Raw genomic sequence first — 16,221 nt, forward strand, 5'->3', positions numbered from 1 at the left:
ACCTCGGCCCTGCGGTGCCGGTTAAAAATCCAGATTGAACTGACCGAACATCTGATCGACCAACGGATCGATGAGGTGGCGCGCATCGTCATAGCCGTCTGCACCGAGAAGCGAGTTCTCATGGAGGGTTTCGATCCTATGGCCGTCATAGTCGACGCCGTGCAATTTCACCGTTCCCAGAACAAGCTGGCTGTCATCAGGACGCCGATCAATAGCGAAGTGGATCATCCGGCGCGCGTTGTCATCATCCTGATCTTGCTGGAGCGGGGTGTCGAGAATGATCGGGCACATGCAGGCCGTCGAGAACTTGCGCACCGTGTGAAGCACTGCGTAATGGTAGGCCAGCTGGGCGCGCGGCAGGTCACTGCCGGTGTCGCGAATGCTCATGTCCAGGCGCGGGGTTGTCGATGCAAAGGCGCCCGCGACCTTCAGCTCGTCGGCGAACTCGAGCAGCCGCTGCGTGAAGAAGTCTTGGATCTGCTTCCGGTGGCTGTTCCGGTCAAAAACGTTCATGTTGCCGCTCGCGGCCTCAATGTCGTGAGCCGCCTCGCCTATTGCGTCGACCAGCGCCTGTTGCTCGTCTATTATCGTCACATCGAGAATTCTCACGCTCTCATCCTCGAGCATGTCGCGCAGCTTGATGTCGTTGCGAGTTTCCTCGAGCAGCGCGTTGATCTTGGCGATGTTTCCTTCATAGTCACCAAGTCGCGAGACGGCATCTCGAACCTTGTTTGAAACGCGGTGCAGTTCGCCTGCCGAGTCCGCGATGATCCTCCGGCACATCTCCGCATCAGCCAGCAGTCCGAATTTTGCCGCGACGTCGTTTTTATGCTCCGTGCCGCAGGTCGGGCGTAAGCGCCGTTCCGGCCCCACCTTGCGCGGATTTATGGCTGTTGCAGATGGGCGTGCATGGATGACACGAGGTTTGCGAGCGCACTGGACACCGACACTGAAGCGGCTCTGAGGCCGGCTCGGCGGGTTGAAGTTCTGACCGAGATGGCCGGACGGCGGCGCATCTGGACGCTGGAAGAGAAGTTGGCGCTGGTGGCCGAGATGGAGCGCTGCGGTAATATCGCGGCGCTGTCTCGGGAGCGCGGCGTCAGCACATCCTTGCTCTACACGTGGCGGCGTGAATTGCGTTATGCGGCTGAGGCCAGCCAACTGCCTCCACGCCAGGAGCCCATGTTTGTGCCGGTGGTGGCCAAGGCCTCGCCATCTGTGCCCGGCGATGGGATGGTGGAGGTGGAGATCGGCGGGACCTTGGTACGGATCGGACCATCGGTGCGGATCGATCTTGCGGCGGCCATCCTTCAGGTGCTGCGTGCTGCACCATGATCGGCATCGGCCAGAGCACGCGGGTCATGGTAGCCACGCGCCCGGTGGACTTCCGCAAGGGACCAGATTCCTTGGCTGCGCTGGTGGGTGCCGATTACGGCGGCGATCCCTATTCCGGCGTGATTTATGTATTCCGGGCCAAGCGGGTGGACCGAATTAAACTGGTGTGGTGGGACGGCACTGGCCTTTGCCTGATGGCCAAAAGGCTGGAGAGCGGTGGCTTCAAATGGCCGGGCATTCAGGATGGTGTCATGCGCCTGACATCGGCACAATTGGGCGCCTTGTTGGAGGGGCTCGACTGGCGCCGCGTGCATGGCGGGCGCAAGCCCATTGCCCCGCAAATTGCCGGTTGACGGGGCCTTCAGACGCTGATTCAATCCGTTCATGCTGATGGAAGCGGACCTGCCTGATGACGTTGAAGCGCTGCGTGCGCTCGTCCTCGAGCAGGCTCGCGAGCTCGAAGCGCTCCAGCATTTCAGGGCCCGGGCAGAACGCCTGCAGGCAATCATCGACGCCCTCCAGCGCCACCGCTTTGGCCGCCGATCCGAACAACTCGATCCTGACCAGTTCGAACTGGCCCTTGAAGACATCGAGACCGCGCTGGCCGAGGCCGAACAGGCCCGCGACAAGGCAAGCCGCACATCGCCGCCACGCCCGCGCAAGACCAATCGCGGATCCTTGCCTGCTCATCTCGAGCGGATCGAGCAAACCGTCGATGTCGAGCATAAGGCCTGCCCCTGCTGTGGCGGCGGGTTGCACCAGATCGGCGAGGATGTCTCCGAGCGCCTCGATGTGGTGCCCACAACCTTCCGTGTGCTGGTCACGCGCAGACCGCGTTACGGCTGCCGCTCGTGCGAGAGCGCCGTTGTGCAGGCCCCGGCACCAGGGCGTATCGTCGAGGGTGGCATCCCCACCGAAGCACTGATCGCGCAGGTGCTGGTGGCAAAATACGCTGATCACTTGCCGCTGTACCGGCAGGCGCAGATCTACGCCCGCCAAGGCATCCAGCTTGATCGCTCGACGCTGGCCGATTGGGTCGGGCGGGCAGCATGGTATTTGCGTCCCCTGCGTGACCATATTCTCGAACGGTTGCGTCAATCCGAGCGCCTGTTTGCGGATGAGACAACCGCACCAGTCCTTGAGCCGGGGCGCGGGCGAACCAAAACCGGCCAGATCTGGGCCTATGCGCGCGATGATCGTCCATGGGGCAGGATGGATCCGCCGATGGTGGCCTATGTCTATGCGCCAGATCGTAAGGCAGAGCGGCCAGAAGCCCATCTGGGCGGTTTTGCGGGCATTCTGCAGGTCGATGGCTATGGGGCTTATGCTGCGCTGGCCAAGCGACGCCAGCAGTTGCGGCTTGCCTTCTGCTGGGCGCATGTGCGCCGCAAATTCTACGAGTTGAAGGACAAGTCGCCGGTTGCCCTCGAAGTGCTGCGCCGCATTACCTTGCTCTATGTCATCGAAGCGGACATTCGCGGCCTGTCTGCCGAGCAGCGCAGGGCAGCACGCCAGGAACACAGCCGCATCCATGTCGATGACCTTCACCAATATCTCGACGCGCGGCAGCGGCAAGTCAGCGCCAAGTCCAAGATCGGCGAGGCTATCAATTATGCGCTCACCCGCTGGGACGGCCTCAGCCGTTTCCTCGACGATGGCCGCATCGACCTCGACAGCAACACCGTCGAACGCAGCATCCGGCCCTTGGCCCTTAATCGCAAAAATGCGCTCTTTGCTGGTTCCGACGAAGGCGGGGACAACTGGGCGGTGATCGCCACCCTCATCGAAAATTGCAAACTGTGCGGCATCAACCCGCACACCTGGTTGACCGAAACCCTCGCCAAGCTAGCCAACGGCCATCACGCCACACGCATCGGTGAGCTCATGCCCTGGGGCAATGTGGGCTGAAAACAGCGCTTACGGTCGGGCAGACGATCTCGCTTTCGAGCCGTGTCGAGAACCGATAGTCAGCTTCCAGGTCGGCCAGCGCGGCCTTTGCCAACTCTCCTTCCTCCAACAGAACCGCCTTGCGGGATTGCAACTCGTTGATCTCACGGCGGATCCGACCGTACCCTTCCTCGAGCCGTGACGCTTCTGCGATCAACTCGGTGATGCGATCCTCGAAAACCTCGGGCCGAAAATCCAAACCGACCGGCCGGCGCCGATCTTGGATCCGCGCTGCGGCACGCAGCAACGCCTTTTGTTCACCCATAAGGTCATCGCGCAGCCGGATGGCCTCATCCCGTAGGATCTTTGCGGCATAGAACTCTTTCGGACGCACGCCAGCATGGAATTCAACAATGTCTTTTCTGTAGCCGGGGATCATCGCCAAGCCGCCAAAGGACGTCCAGCTGTTCTGCCATCCCGAGTCCTGATCGATATAGAAGGGCATGAAACAGAAGGCTGGGGGCGGAACGACGACGTCTTGATTCTTGGTTGCCAACTCGATCCCGAAATCCAGCAACTTCGCAATCCGGGGACCGATCTGGCTTACCACGGAGGTCTGAGACCAGAGCATGCGCTCCTTGTTGTCAAACAAGGCGATGTATTTTCCGTGCTGCACGACGGTATAGTCGGTGGCATTGATCGAGAAATCGAGACGCACCACTGGGTTGAGAGCTTTCCAGCGTGGATTGACCTTGGATGCTGGAGCAGCCAGAGCGCCATAGATCGATTTGATCAGGCAGGACTTTCCAGTGTCATTCGCACCGATGACAACATTGGCGCCGGCGTCAAAGATCTCCGTCCTGCCGGTTCTCTCCTTCTTTGAGAGCAGCGATAGCCTTCGCAGTCTTAAGTTTTTCATGAGTTTTCTTTCTCAGGCTTCGCACAAGTCTCTTGTAGTTCTCAAGCTGCGTCCTGCGTGTATAGCTCATAAATGATCATGGCTCTCAATCGTTCGAGTTTAAAGGGTACAAGGTGCATGCGCGCCAGCTTGCGGACGTCGTTGGCGATCGCCTCGACAACCGTCATAAGCTGATCCGCTGTGCCAAACCCCTTGCTGATCCGGTCACGAATAGCACGGCGAACAGCGCGCAAAGCCTCATCAGCTTGGTTCAGGACCTCCGCCTGGTACACACGCCACGCTGAACGCAGCGCAGTGGTCTCAACGAAAGGATAAGACAAACTGGCGCTGAGTTCCTCCCATGACGGAATCGTTACGACCGCCTTGACCTCGTCCAACCACGTCTGCACCTCGGCGCGCGTGATCCCCTTGAGCCGCACCACATCGCTAAACTTTGGCGTGTCGCCGGTGAATTTCGAACGCTTTCGACATTCGTCGGCGATCGCGCGAAAAAGGGAATCGAGCGGGAACTGCTCAGCGCCCACATGACGCTTGACGAACTCGTGGAGCTTCCCCTTCATATGGGTTTGCCCGTCTTGGACACTCAGGTCGGCGCGCTCAAATCCGAGCAGCTTCACCTCGTCGTCAGTGGCACTTTCATATTCGGCCTGCACGGCCTCGACCAGCTTCGTCAGGGTCACATCGGGGCAATCGCCAAAGCCGAAATTCTGCCCCGAATGAAGGTCGCAAGGCGCGTTGGAGACGAAAGTGACCGCGCTCACCCGTTGTCCAAACTGGTCGATGTTGTGAAACATCTTGCCCAGAATGGAGGGAGCGTAACGCTTGGGCTGTTCCGGCTCGTCAGCCTGCCCTCCGCTGATGTTCTGCTTCTTGTCCTTCTTCTTGTCCTTGAGCTCCTTCCGCCGCATCAGGTCGGCGAGGGACCAAGATCCCTTGTCTTTGGTCTTGACCTGAAAGAAGCGGATCTGAGCGGGTGCTTCAGGATCATCGACCACGGCTAGATCGTCGTGGAATTCAAAAATCACGGCGTAGTTGCCTGCCGCCTCATGTTGCCGGAAGAGAAGCATCATGCCCCAGAACGCTTGGTAGTCGAATCTCTCCTGCGCGATCTGGCCACCGCGCTCCCGCTGCGGACTGCTCACCAGATCAATTGCAAGAGAACCGGTCATACATGCCCCATTTCCTTCTCGCCAAGACCATGGGCGAGATGATCAACCGTTGCAAGGCGCAAGAAGCTGTTGAACTGATATCATATAATCGTGTCTCCCAGAGACTAACGGCATTCGATCATGCTCTGGAATACTGAATTTCAAACTCCGGAACGCATTTGCCTTTTAGAGGATAGGCGCCGGTTGAATGTGCCATCCCGCAGGATCGTTTCGATCAACGAGAGGACTGATCGCAGGAAGGTGTATTTGGTATCAATGAGCGTAGGGCAGTCCAGAATTTTTCCGCCTCATAGCCAATCTTCGAGACAATCGAATAAGAACTGGCCTCTGCTAACCTGAATGAAGGGCAACTCTAGCTCCTTCCTGGATCCGAAGCCGCCTTTCCGGAGTGTCCCTCATCATAGTCATTACCGGACCCGCGCCGTACCGTTGGGAACAGGTCACGGCCCAAATACGGTTTTCCCGAATCTACTGCTCAGATGCCCAGCCACCGACCCTACGTAGTTTCTTTGCCTCCACGTTGTTGGGCTATGATAGGCACCAACCGCCTTCCAGTAACTTCCGGTCGATCGCAAGGCTGTCAGAAATACCCAGCGCGCCGCCTCGGCATTGAAGCAGGGATCGAAACGCAACCAATGGCGCACATGGGCTTCGGGACGCCCGATCAGCGTGGCGATGCGCGCCGCCCACCATGTGTTGATCTGCAAAGGCCCGAGATCATATGAACCATTGCTATTGGCGATCTCGGCGCCGATCCAGCCCGCTTCCTGGTCACGCAATCCCCAGAGCGTCTTTTCAAGCCAGGGCTGGCCAAGCGAAACCTGATGGATGCACGAGCCGATAATTCGCTCTTCATCAGGATTTCTTACCTTCGCTTGCGCAGGCTGCGGCAGGATCATCGCAGCGCAGAGCAGCGCGCCGATGGCACCCCAAACGTCTCGAGTCATAAGGACCTCCTGAGTGCTGAACCCGGTTGAGCGTGGTTTGCCGATGAAGCGAGCATCGGCAGCGATCCGTCGGTGAGCAGCGCGAGAAGCGCCCTGCCCGAGATGATCTGGACTACGCTCCCATCGGTGATCACGGCGCGACTTTGTGGACCGGTTCGCCCCGTGTGAATAAAAAGGCCGCGCTGACCATTGAGCCGACACAGGTTTTCGAAAGCCGCAACATGCTCAGGCCGGATCGAATCAGCATAGCGCTTTGCCTGAAACAGCCAGACATGGCCATCGATCGCGACCTGACCATCGATCCCGCCGTCACCGATATAGCGGTGGTTGCGCTCCACCTCGTGACCGGACCGTTCGAAACTTTCGACCAAGAGTTCCTCGAAGGCAAACGGGTCCATGGCTCTCAGCCGTGCATAAAGGAACTGGGGCGGCTGAGGCCGATCACGTCCCCGCAGCTGCGCTGCCATCACCCTTGCCTGCAGCCTTCGCCAGCGGTGGAGAAAAGTGCGACTGACAGCATAAGTCAGCAGAACCAGCATAAGCGCTGAAAGACCAAGCAGCATGGAAGCACGTCCTTATCGTTCGGGACCTCGGGCGGGTTCGGGGTGATGGTCTGGCGCCTGCGTGGGCCGATTGAATTCGGTCCCCTGCCCTTCGCGACCCGCATGGGCACGCTCGAGAATGCCCTCCAGAAATCTATCAAGCGCCTGCGCGACGCTACGCGCGCCTTCGGCAAGATGCTGACCGGCACTGCGGGGCGGACGCTCGCGGCGGTAGAGTTGCCGCTCCAGCGCCCGGTCCCGCCGATCCGACCGCATCCGTTGCTGTTCATCTCTGAGATTGGTCAGATGCCCCGCCTGACGGCGTGAAAAGTCACCAAAGCGATCGACCTTCATTCGCCCAAGCCCCTCCGCCGAGGAGGTCTTCTCACCCGACTGACGTTCGAGCTTGCCGATCAACGCGTCAACGTTGTTGGTCCAAAGCCTCGCCCCGTATTGGGCTCGGGTGATCGCGGTGTAAAAATTCTGGGCGTTGACCAGCGGCGATTCGACCGGGGCCAGCACGAAGACACGTGGATAGGTCTTGGACTGGGCCGAATAAACGGTCTCGGCGTAACCGTGGTCCCAGGTCTTGTGCTCGGACAGATCGACCTGCTGAACCCGTCCGCCCCGATCCCAGCGAACAGTCGCCATTGCTCCGTCCAGCCTTTCCACCGTTCCACGTTCTGCATTGCGCAGATCGAGTTCACGATTGACAAGACGCCACTGGATGCGGTCCCCTTCAGTAAGGTCCCGATTTTCAGGGTTGAACACGTTGATGTGCCGGGCCCGGATAGTCTGCGGATCCCAGCGGATCATACGCCCATTTTCGTCAACGATGCGCACGACCTGACGACCATTGGCTTCCCGCCCCAACCCCAATACACGATAGTCAGCATGGCGCGCGACACCCGGTCCCGCGATTTCGCGATCAAAGCGCAGCACCTGACCTGCCCGATAAAAGCGGGCCATCTGCTTCTCGATATCGCTCAGGCCGGCAGGAGATAGGATCGTCAGGCGACTGTCCTCGGCAGCCAACCCGCTTTCGTTTCTGAGCGCCTCACGGATCTTGCTGTTGACGATGAGCCGGGTTGCATTGTCGAGCACGAGGATGTTCGTACCCGAGCGCGAATCCGGCTTGAGCCTTATCCAGGCGTTGACTACCTGTTCAGCCATTTTCTCATTGTCGGTGAACGTGTTGACGCTATCGAGCCTGGCCAGAGACTCTGCAAAGTTCCCCGCCCTTGCCTGCGCAACGGCGGCTTTGATCGATCTGGTTTCCTGCCGCACGGCTTGCGTCAATTCGACGGTCGGCAAACCCAAACGACGCATCAACCAGAAAGGCTTGCCCTGCTCGATGGCGCCTGTCTGTTTTTCGTCCCCCAGCAGGAGCAACCTCGCGCCCGTGACCCTGCTGATTTCCAGTAACCGCAAAGCCTGACGGTTCCCCAATTGCCCAGCCTCATCAAGGACCAGAACGTGACGGTCGGTGACGCCTTGCCCGCCGCGTGCAACAAAGCCGGCAACAGTAAGAGCCTCGATATTCGCCTTCGTGCCCAATTCGGCCGCAGCCGACGATGTCGGGGCCAGAGCGATCAGCGTGGTCCCCGGTTCCGCCGCCTCGCCCAGCACTTTTACCAGCGTTGATTTGCCGGAACCCGCAACGCCGTGAATGGCGGTGATCCGGTCGCGCGTGAGGGCTGTCTCGATAAGGGCGTGCTGTTGCTGCCTGTTGAGCACGGTCCCTTCAAGGACGGCCAGCAATCTATCGCTCGATGCAATCGGTCGGGCATCCTGAAGGCCCAGGGCAATATGCTGGGTAAGTGCCAACTCCCGTCGCCAGGATTTGCGCGTGGTACGCCCGCGCGTCAGGACCTTGTCGCCGGTTTGTTCATGGGTGGGCAGCAGCTTGCGCACCGCCTCATGCTCTTCGATCCGTGGGCGGATATCTTCAAGCCTGACTTCACCCACATGGGCGGCAAGACCGGTCCGCAGAATATCGCCCAGGTTGTTGACTGCTTCCGTGATTTCCAATTGTCGCAGGCCGAACAGGGCTGCCCGCGATGCCGCACGCTGGGTCGGCGCCAAATGCTGCCCATCGCGTCCATGGCTCGTTGCGGCAATGTCTCGAAGCACTCCGAGCCGGTCCCCTGCCCGCTGATGCCATTGCGCGGTGAGTTCCGGCTCGCCGATCTTCACCTTGGCCTTGCGGGTGGCATAGAAGGATGCTCGCTGCGCCTTTTGTCCCACCAGACCATGTTCGCGCGCGTGATCCTCAATGGCCTCCGCACGCTGTGAGAATCGCTCGATCAGCTCTGCCGGCACGCCCCGTATTTCAAACAGTCCGGAGCGCGGGTCGGTGTCGATTTCATAGCCCTGTTCACGCAAACCGAAAGCCAGCGCATTGCGATAGATCTGACCGGCGACGCGCTGTTCTCCATACATGACCCGGCTTTCCAGACTCGCCATGCGTTCCCCGCTTTCATGGTTGGTCATATTAAGGACCACAAGATGGGTATGAAGATGTGGATCGAGTTCGCGGCTGCCATGCTCGGTAAAGCGGGCAACCAGAATCCGCCCTGTCGTCTCATACACGATCCTGCCTTCATCGCGCCTTCGCAGCTGAGCCTGCTCTTCGAGATAAGAGATAGCCGCTGTGACAGCCCCCTCATGGGCGGTGAGGACCCGCTCGTCACCCGCCACCAGCGCCATAATCGATATCGATTTGGGGGCATTGACCGCAAAGTCCCAGCCGGGGTGATGTTGAATGGTCCCGTCGGCCCGGTGACGACCCAATTGTTGATCCTCGACCCTGCCGGCCAGAAGCTCGCGCAGGACCTTGGCGTCGACCGGACCGGACAGGCCCAGGTCACTGGCGAGCTTCCCACCCCATTCGGACGGCTCGTTGCCGCCCTTGGTGTAATAGTCACCGACCGTATAGTAGCGGGCGATATTGGCGGGTTGCCCATGGAGGCGCTGGGGCTGGATCATGCGGGCTTTGCCGGTTCACGCGGCCCGTCATCGCGGCCATGCTGGACAAGATCGGACTGTATCTGCCCCTGTTTGCCCGCAAGGATCGTCCAGAGAATACGCGCCGGTACGGGAAGCTCGGCATTCTCTTCATTGAGCAATATGTCTTCCACCCGCTGCGGGTCGATCTCCTGTGACAAGGGCTGAAAGAGGTCAGGCTGTGGGGACGATGGCGCAGGTTCCTTCCGGGCTTTGGGCGGTTTCACGGATGGTTTCTGCGGAACATCGATGGCGGGCGAAGGCGTCTGTGTTGCCTCCCTTTCCATCGCCTCACGAATGCGTGCTTCGGCATGAGCTATACGAACGAGCGTCCTGGCTTTGTCGATATGAACGGGCGGATTGGTACGTTCAGAAAAGGCCTCCCCCAACGAGGGAATATCATTGAAACGGCTGTCGAACCGGATCACGGGAAGATTGCGACCAAAGCGCAGAAAGCCAACCAGATTGGGCAGGTTCGTGACTTCGGTCGGCATGACCAGCGGCCGCGTCACCTGCATCCGCGACAGATTGACCCCATCGCGCATATCATTCACGCCATAGGACATGCCTTCATTGGCCTCGACCTGTTCGACCTGCCCTAGGTTTTCCGATACATGTTTGGCCGTTGCCGTGTCATTGGCCCGCAGCGCTACCCAGGTTGAGCAATAGCCGGTGATCGCCGCTGCATCCTGAATGCCATAGGTTGCCTCGAGTTGCGGATAGGATTGGAACCCCAGGATGCCGCACCCGCCATATTTACGGGCGCGGGCCAGAAAGTCCGAGAGCGAAGGCAGCTTTTGCAACGTGGGCAATTCATCGATCACACAATAGAGACGCCTGTCACGATCGGGCGTCAGGCTCATGATGGCGCTGATGGCAATATCGAGCCAGACGGTGATCAGGGGGCGTAAGGACGGCAACTGGTCCGCTTTGACGGTGATAAAGAGCCAGCTTCCCTCTTCCCCCTTTTCCACCCAGTCTCGGATCGAGAAGCCATCCTCGGTATCATCGAGATAGCTGAAGCTGCGCATCACCGAGGCAAGTTCCGCCTGAATGCCTGCTGAAGTCCGCTCCCCCTCGGTGCTGATGAAGGCGGCGGCATCCGTGCCGGTCACGAACGCGGCAAGGTCCTTGAGTTTGGAGCGCAGGAGCCGATCGAGCAGCACCGAGACATAGGTGTGTTTCTGCCGGGCAAGCTTGCGCATGACCGCAACCAAGGTGCCCCGTGCAGCCTTCGCCCAAAAGGGATCGCCATGCTTGTCGGGAATGGTCGACTCGGCGATCTGATCGTAATGATAATCGCGCGGCACATCGACCCATGGCGACCAATGGGCGGTACGCTGATCGAGCGGATTGAGCAGCATGTCCTGCCCCTGCCGGTAGAATTTTTCAACGAAAGTACCGGCAGTGTCATAGACGATTGCCCTTCGGCCCGATTGACGGATGCCTTCAAGCATACCGACGATGAGGTTGGTTTTGCCGGTTCCGGGAGCGCCGCAAAGCAGGATATGTTCGGGCTCGAAAGCTTCCGGCACGGGGACGGGACCGATAACGAGCGGCCCCTTTTTCTGACGCCACAGCGCCTGCCGAACCTGCCGGATCGTACCGAACCGGGCGCCGCGCAGATATTCGTTGGAGCCAAGCCCCCTGCCCGTCCGGGTAAAGTAGAACCAGGCCCAGCCAAGCATGGCCAGAGCGAAGATGCCGGAGATCACCGCGCCATGGAGCAGATAGGTCTCGAAACTATGCAGCGTCTTTTTCGCAAGATTGGAAGCGACCAGCCAGTCAGCCGAGGTCCAGTAGGTTCGACCGTCAGGCGTGTGGAACTGCACCGGATCATTGGTGCCTTCTGCCGCATCGACCTTGATCCAGGCTTCGGCAAGCTTGACCAAAACGAAGCGTTCATAGGCGCTGGATTTTTCAAGCGCGTACCAGATGGTGCCGATGATCCAGATCACCACCCCCGCAAGAAGCGTCTGATAGAAGACCTGAGTTGTCATCCGGACATTGTGAACGATGGCCTGCCCACCCCGCGTCCAGGATCCGAGCGTGTCATTGCGAAAGATGCTCATTGGCCATCCTCCCCGCCCAGCAGGCCGCGCTCGGCAAGGATGGTGCGGGCCTGCGCCATGCCCTGTTCGAGCGCTTTGGGCGATTGCTGTCCAACCGATGTTGCGAGGATGGAGAGGATCTGGATCGAGGTGGCGAGGATTTCATCCTGCGATGAAAAGACATATCGCCTGCGCTCATCGACAGCCTGTTCAAGCAAATGTCGAATGAGGCTCGACATGGACAGGTTGGCGCCGCGAGCACGGCGCATCAGAACTGTATGCAGCGATCCATCAAGTCGGAAATTGATCTTGGGCATGCGCCAAGCCTCCACATTGGGAGACCTTCGCAAAAGTCATGAAGCACTGAGGAAGATATAGGCGGCCAGTCTGATTTTCAAGACAGACTTGCCGGATCTGGTTCGATTGCATGGCCATGAGGACCTTTTGAGAGCCTGGTCATTCCGAGGGCCGCGTTGCCTAGCCCATCTGAGGGCGGGAGCGTTAGGTAGGACATGTACAACCTGAAAAATGATTTTCCGACAGTGATTTGGCGACGCGCCTCTCAAGGCTCGTGTGCCCTGTACAACGCGACGAGCAGCGGCCGTCATACGTGGATGACAGGTTCAACAGGCTGATTTCAAGGCCTAAACTAGCCGCAGCACCCGTGCGTAGGGTCCATTACAAACGGCCCCGCGCCGTGCGTCCCGCCTTACGCAGCAGCCTGCCTGCTGCGATACCATCACACATTGACAGGCGGCCCTTCCCGGCAGGGTCTTTTTCCTGTTCCTTTGCCTTGCTGAACTGCCTTCCAAAAGCCCGGGGCGAGGACAATTTCTATGCCTTGATATTGCGAACATGAGCCGTGCTCCCTAAATAATGAAAGTGACGGGTAGGCCATCTCTTAAAAAGGATGATGGATATGCCCAAGTTGAGCGAAAGAGATCGCCTTGCCGAACTGGAAGAACGCCAGCGCAAGGCCGGTGAAGAGGTCGAGAAGGCACGCCTCGCCCTGCGGAGTAAATATGCCGAACTGCTGCGTGAACTGCCGGTCGAGCGCCTTGCCGAACGTGAACTGCGCGAGATCGTAACGCAGGCGATCAGAACCGGCGGCAGCGCTGCGATATCGGCGATCAGGGCCTTGCCTGACTTAGGAAGCGACGCCGCGCCCAGACCTCGCTCGACAGCAAAACCTTCCCGCGACAAGCCTCATGCAGGCAGCGCAGGAGAAGAGCCGCAACCTTCCATCGGCACCGCGACGGACCCGATCACGGGTCCCTGAGCGGGGCCGCCATCGACGCAGGAATAAAAGAAGAAGGGCTGGCCCGGACAAACCGGACCAGCCCTTTGCGTTACCCTAACGGGAGGTCGCCTCACGCTGATTGGCCAGCGTGATAAAATGCGCCGGGATACCCTTTGCCCTCACCCCGCGCGCCAGATGCGATTGCAGCCCTGAGCCCTGCGCCACCACCGCCTCGACCGGACGCAAGGCCAGCAATTGCTCATTGCGACGAAACCCGGCCTGCGCCCCCAGTTTGCGGTTGAGAGTGAAGGCCACGACACGGACATTCCGGCTCGCCGCCCAGGCCGCTGCCATCGCATCACAACCCTTTTCCTGCGCCGTGGTGGCCAGCACCATCGCCGGTATCCGCGCACGGATTGCATCGAGCCTTTCCCAGATCAACGCGTGATCGTGCCAGCCTTCCGCCCCTCCGGAGAAGATCACGATCGGGGCCTGCGGATGGTGTTGATCGATCCGGCGCTGACGGCGCGCGGCAAGGAAATCCTGGGCAGCAATAACCGAGGCGGTGCGCTTGCCCGACACCAGCGATCCACGCGGCGAGGACCACGGGCGGCCTGTCTCGCTATGGAAGGTCGCAGCGGCATGGTCACGCATGCAGGCAACCGCCTCGCGGGCTTCATCGAGCGACTGGCACAGGGTCTGGGCCTCTTCGAGTTCGCCCATCATCACCTCGCTGCCGTCAGCATCGCGGATGAGATCCCGGACCTTGAGCGCAGCCTTGTCTGCCTCGCCGTCGAGTTGCCCGGCGACCCGGTGGAAAGCATGGACGATCCCCCATGCGATCCGGTCGGAAAGGGTCTCAAACCTCGTATCGCGCAGCACATCGAACATGGTGCGCACCAGCATTTCGGTGGCAAGCTGGACCTGTAAGGCGTCGGGAAGATCACTCGTCACCACGTCTTCGGCAACGCTGATGCGGAAGCCATCGACGGTCTCGGAGAAGCAATGAGCGAAGTCGTCAGTGGGGCTGGCGGTTTCCTGCGCGAGGAAATCGGCGATTTCGGAGAAGGAGCGGACGGAACGGATTGCCTTGGTCATGGGAACCTCCTTGATAAAGAGGTTTCTTCATCGGCACGGGCGCCGAGCGGCGGGGTCAAGGATCGCGGAACGCGACCGCGCAGCGGCGGTGGGGGTCACGATTTTTTCGGGCGGCAAGTGAGCCTGCAGACCAGACACCACACCCGACCCGCCCGTAAAAATGGTGGGGCCCCACCGTCCTTGAGGCCGTCGCGATCCCGTGCCACACTTGGAAGACTTGAGAGAAGAGAGGAGGCTTGCGAAGCGGGGGTTCGATGCCCCCGCTTCGCAAAGGTTGCCCCCGCACACGACCTAACGCAACTACAAGTCCCTCGCCCCTGCCTGATCACAGCCTTTCCCGTCAGGCATAAAAAAGGCCGACCGCGCAGGAGCACGGCCGGCCGGCATTGAACCCAAACCCAAAGAGAAATCAGACCGCGTGCCGCCGCCTTGCCACAGTCAGGCGAGGCACGCTGGCAATGGGCGCCTGTTCGCTTTTACGAAAGGCGTGGATCGGCACGCCTGCCTTGCGCAGCGCCTGATAGAGATTGGCCTGAATGCCCGATCCTTCGCCCAGAATGGCCTCGACAGGTTTTAATTCGACGAGCCGCCGGTTGCGGGCAAATGGCGCGCCTCGCCCACCACCCGTCAGCGTATAAGCCACCAGCGGAACCCCGCTTTGGGCCGCCCATGCCGCGACAATGGCATCAAAGCCTTTGCGCTGCGCGGTCGAGACCAGCATCATATGCGGTATGCGCGCATGAACGGCATCAAGCCTTGCCCATACCGCCTGCCAATCATGCCATTCGGCATGGCCTGAGGCGATGACGATGGGGCCTTTGGGCACATGCCGCTCACGCTTTTCAAGGTCCCGTCCGCGCAAAAAGTCCTGAATGGCGATCTGCGTCGCGGTGGAAGCCTTCGATGCGCGGGAGCCTTTGGAGGGAGACCATGGCCAGCCCGACTGGGCGCGATACATCTCGGCGGCATAGTCGCGCATGCATTCCATCGCCTCACGTTGCTCAGCGGTCGACTGGCAGAGGATCTGCTTGTCCTCCAGTTCACGGTTATAGACTTCCGAGCCTTCAGGATCACGGGCCAGATCGCGAATTTCATCGGCGAGCGACTCCTCTCGCCGCTCCAGCTTGCCTGCGACGAAATGGAAGGAATTGACAAAACCCCAGGCGATTTCGGCGGCCAGCGGTTCTAGCCTTGTGCCGTTGAAAAGATCGAAGATCGTGGCAATCACTGCCCCGCATTCGGCCTGTACCGCGAGCGGCTCGGGCATGTCATGCTCGCCCGGGTCTTCGCCAGGCTCGGTGATCGAAAGCGGCAGCGGATCGCCAAAGGCCCGCTGGAATTCAGGACTGGCGGTAATCGCCGCATAGAGACTGGGCAGATCCGCAAAGTTGCTCACGCGGTGTGAAGATGGATCGGTCATGATGAAACTCCCGATTATCCGGGGAAAATGAAACGGGTCGGGAAGCCGCAGAGGCTCCCCGACCCGTCCAAGGTGAATAATGTCGACTGTCAGAACCCGACGTCGTCATCCTCGCCGGCACCGAAAGGCGCCATTTCGCGGGTCATCGTGCCATCGGGACCGGCAGTGCTTTCACCGAAACCACTGTCCTGTCCGGCATCGTAGCGACCGCTGGCCTCACCGCCCTGCATGTCGTAGTTGCTGGCGCCAAAGCCGCTGCCACCGGCCTCCGAGCGTAACGTATCGCGACGCCATGCGATGGCATAACCGCCACTCTCATTGCGGAACAGAGCCACCGGCAGCGGCTCGGGCAGGCTGGGATCATCGATGTTGCCGGCGAGGAACACCTCCCCGGTCTTCTTCATTTCCGCTTCCCACAGAGCGCCGATCTGCACCCAGCGCCGGGCGACATTGAGCGCGACGACCTCGAATCGAGGGGCACGCGGGTTCTGGCTTTCAACGGCACGCAGGCCGATGCGGGGCAGATCAATGGTGCGCGTGGCGATACGGCCCATCAGACGACCATTCTGAAGCGAGACTTCTCCGATATTCATTGCCTTGACCTTTC

The 16,221-nt window shown here is 60.1% G+C and carries 15 protein-coding genes; 4 read left to right on the forward strand and 11 right to left on the reverse strand.

What is annotated here, in order from left to right; genetic code table 11:
- Positions 1 to 21 precede the first annotated feature (21 nt).
- Positions 22 to 873 (reverse strand): hypothetical protein, encoded by an 852-nt coding sequence (locus PQ467_RS19615; protein WP_274177219.1) that lies wholly within the window; start codon positions 871 to 873, stop codon positions 22 to 24.
- Between the two features lie 36 nt (positions 874 to 909).
- Here PQ467_RS19615 and PQ467_RS19620 point away from each other — a divergent pair, with 36 nt between their 5' ends.
- From PQ467_RS19620 to tnpC, 3 genes are read left to right on the forward strand one after another with little or no spacing between them, the layout of a single operon-like run.
- Positions 910 to 1,335, forward strand: coding sequence for a transposase (locus tag PQ467_RS19620; protein ID WP_274173094.1), 426 nt, complete (start codon positions 910 to 912; stop codon positions 1,333 to 1,335).
- Positions 1,332 to 1,688: an IS66 family insertion sequence element accessory protein TnpB gene (tnpB, locus tag PQ467_RS19625; RefSeq protein WP_274177220.1), complete on the forward strand. Its 357-nt coding sequence runs from the start codon at positions 1,332 to 1,334 to the stop codon at positions 1,686 to 1,688. Before PQ467_RS19620 ends, tnpB begins: the two co-directional genes overlap by 4 nt.
- Positions 1,689 to 1,719: 31 nt before the next feature.
- Positions 1,720 to 3,243 (forward strand): IS66 family transposase, encoded by a 1,524-nt coding sequence (gene tnpC, locus PQ467_RS19630; RefSeq protein ID WP_274173092.1) that lies wholly within the window; start codon positions 1,720 to 1,722, stop codon positions 3,241 to 3,243.
- Here tnpC and PQ467_RS19635 read toward each other — a convergent pair.
- The 7 genes from PQ467_RS19635 to PQ467_RS19665 form a co-directional block, all read right to left on the reverse strand.
- Positions 3,218 to 4,141: a hypothetical protein gene (locus PQ467_RS19635; RefSeq protein ID WP_274177221.1), complete on the reverse strand. Its 924-nt coding sequence runs from the start codon at positions 4,139 to 4,141 to the stop codon at positions 3,218 to 3,220. The genes tnpC and PQ467_RS19635 overlap by 26 nt on opposite strands.
- Before the next feature lie 41 nt (positions 4,142 to 4,182).
- Positions 4,183 to 5,310 (reverse strand): dsDNA nuclease domain-containing protein, encoded by a 1,128-nt coding sequence (locus tag PQ467_RS19640; protein WP_274177222.1) that lies wholly within the window; start codon positions 5,308 to 5,310, stop codon positions 4,183 to 4,185.
- Positions 5,311 to 5,750: 440 nt separating this feature from the next.
- Positions 5,751 to 6,257, reverse strand: a complete 507-nt coding sequence (locus PQ467_RS19645; protein ID WP_274177223.1) for a lytic transglycosylase domain-containing protein — start codon at positions 6,255 to 6,257, stop codon at positions 5,751 to 5,753.
- Positions 6,254 to 6,820 (reverse strand): restriction endonuclease, encoded by a 567-nt coding sequence (locus tag PQ467_RS19650; protein ID WP_274177224.1) that lies wholly within the window; start codon positions 6,818 to 6,820, stop codon positions 6,254 to 6,256. The genes PQ467_RS19645 and PQ467_RS19650 overlap by 4 nt, the downstream gene beginning before the upstream one ends.
- Positions 6,821 to 6,832: 12 nt before the next feature.
- Positions 6,833 to 9,787, reverse strand: coding sequence for a MobF family relaxase (gene mobF / locus PQ467_RS19655; RefSeq protein ID WP_274177225.1), 2,955 nt, complete (start codon positions 9,785 to 9,787; stop codon positions 6,833 to 6,835).
- Positions 9,784 to 11,877, reverse strand: coding sequence for a type IV secretion system DNA-binding domain-containing protein (locus PQ467_RS19660; RefSeq protein WP_274177226.1), 2,094 nt, complete (start codon positions 11,875 to 11,877; stop codon positions 9,784 to 9,786). Before PQ467_RS19660 ends, mobF begins: the two co-directional genes overlap by 4 nt.
- Complete coding sequence (locus PQ467_RS19665) at positions 11,874 to 12,173, reverse strand: CopG family transcriptional regulator (RefSeq protein ID WP_274177227.1); 300 nt, start codon at positions 12,171 to 12,173, stop codon at positions 11,874 to 11,876. The genes PQ467_RS19660 and PQ467_RS19665 overlap by 4 nt, the downstream gene beginning before the upstream one ends.
- 602 nt (positions 12,174 to 12,775) lie before the next feature.
- Between PQ467_RS19665 and PQ467_RS19670 the strand changes: the two genes are divergently transcribed.
- Positions 12,776 to 13,135, forward strand: a complete 360-nt coding sequence (locus PQ467_RS19670) for a hypothetical protein (RefSeq protein WP_274177228.1) — start codon at positions 12,776 to 12,778, stop codon at positions 13,133 to 13,135.
- A gap of 75 nt (positions 13,136 to 13,210) precedes the next feature.
- On the opposite strand, the gene PQ467_RS19675 is transcribed toward PQ467_RS19670, so the two are convergent.
- The 3 genes from PQ467_RS19675 to PQ467_RS19685 all read right to left on the reverse strand — a co-directional run bounded on the left by PQ467_RS19675 (position 13,211) and on the right by PQ467_RS19685 (position 16,207).
- Positions 13,211 to 14,194, reverse strand: coding sequence for a DUF2493 domain-containing protein (locus PQ467_RS19675; RefSeq protein ID WP_274177229.1), 984 nt, complete (start codon positions 14,192 to 14,194; stop codon positions 13,211 to 13,213).
- Positions 14,195 to 14,603: 409 nt separating this feature from the next.
- Complete coding sequence (locus tag PQ467_RS19680) at positions 14,604 to 15,614, reverse strand: DUF2493 domain-containing protein (RefSeq protein WP_274177230.1); 1,011 nt, start codon at positions 15,612 to 15,614, stop codon at positions 14,604 to 14,606.
- A gap of 89 nt (positions 15,615 to 15,703) precedes the next feature.
- Positions 15,704 to 16,207, reverse strand: coding sequence for a DUF736 domain-containing protein (locus PQ467_RS19685; RefSeq protein ID WP_274177231.1), 504 nt, complete (start codon positions 16,205 to 16,207; stop codon positions 15,704 to 15,706).
- Positions 16,208 to 16,221 lie beyond the last annotated feature (14 nt).

It is taken from the genome of Novosphingobium sp. KACC 22771 (genome assembly GCF_028736195.1).
GTDB lineage: Bacteria > Pseudomonadota > Alphaproteobacteria > Sphingomonadales > Sphingomonadaceae > Novosphingobium.

Excerpts from the sequence above, each read along its gene's own strand:
- PQ467_RS19680 (WP_274177230.1), bottom strand. The coding sequence starts at position 15,614 with ATGACCGATCCATCTTCACACCGCGTGAGCAACTTTGCGGATCTGCCC.
- PQ467_RS19685 (WP_274177231.1), bottom strand. The coding sequence starts at position 16,207 with ATGAATATCGGAGAAGTCTCGCTTCAGAATGGTCGTCTGATGGGCCGT.
- mobF (WP_274177225.1), bottom strand. The coding sequence starts at position 9,787 with ATGATCCAGCCCCAGCGCCTCCATGGGCAACCCGCCAATATCGCCCGC.
- PQ467_RS19670 (WP_274177228.1), top strand. The coding sequence starts at position 12,776 with ATGCCCAAGTTGAGCGAAAGAGATCGCCTTGCCGAACTGGAAGAACGC.
- PQ467_RS19635 (WP_274177221.1), bottom strand. The coding sequence starts at position 4,141 with ATGAAAAACTTAAGACTGCGAAGGCTATCGCTGCTCTCAAAGAAGGAG.
- tnpB (WP_274177220.1), top strand. The coding sequence starts at position 1,332 with ATGATCGGCATCGGCCAGAGCACGCGGGTCATGGTAGCCACGCGCCCG.
- PQ467_RS19660 (WP_274177226.1), bottom strand. The coding sequence starts at position 11,877 with ATGAGCATCTTTCGCAATGACACGCTCGGATCCTGGACGCGGGGTGGG.
- PQ467_RS19620 (WP_274173094.1), top strand. The coding sequence starts at position 910 with ATGGATGACACGAGGTTTGCGAGCGCACTGGACACCGACACTGAAGCG.
- tnpC (WP_274173092.1), top strand. The coding sequence starts at position 1,720 with ATGCTGATGGAAGCGGACCTGCCTGATGACGTTGAAGCGCTGCGTGCG.
- PQ467_RS19665 (WP_274177227.1), bottom strand. The coding sequence starts at position 12,173 with ATGCCCAAGATCAATTTCCGACTTGATGGATCGCTGCATACAGTTCTG.
- PQ467_RS19640 (WP_274177222.1), bottom strand. The coding sequence starts at position 5,310 with ATGACCGGTTCTCTTGCAATTGATCTGGTGAGCAGTCCGCAGCGGGAG.
- PQ467_RS19650 (WP_274177224.1), bottom strand. The coding sequence starts at position 6,820 with ATGCTGCTTGGTCTTTCAGCGCTTATGCTGGTTCTGCTGACTTATGCT.
- PQ467_RS19645 (WP_274177223.1), bottom strand. The coding sequence starts at position 6,257 with ATGACTCGAGACGTTTGGGGTGCCATCGGCGCGCTGCTCTGCGCTGCG.
- PQ467_RS19675 (WP_274177229.1), bottom strand. The coding sequence starts at position 14,194 with ATGACCAAGGCAATCCGTTCCGTCCGCTCCTTCTCCGAAATCGCCGAT.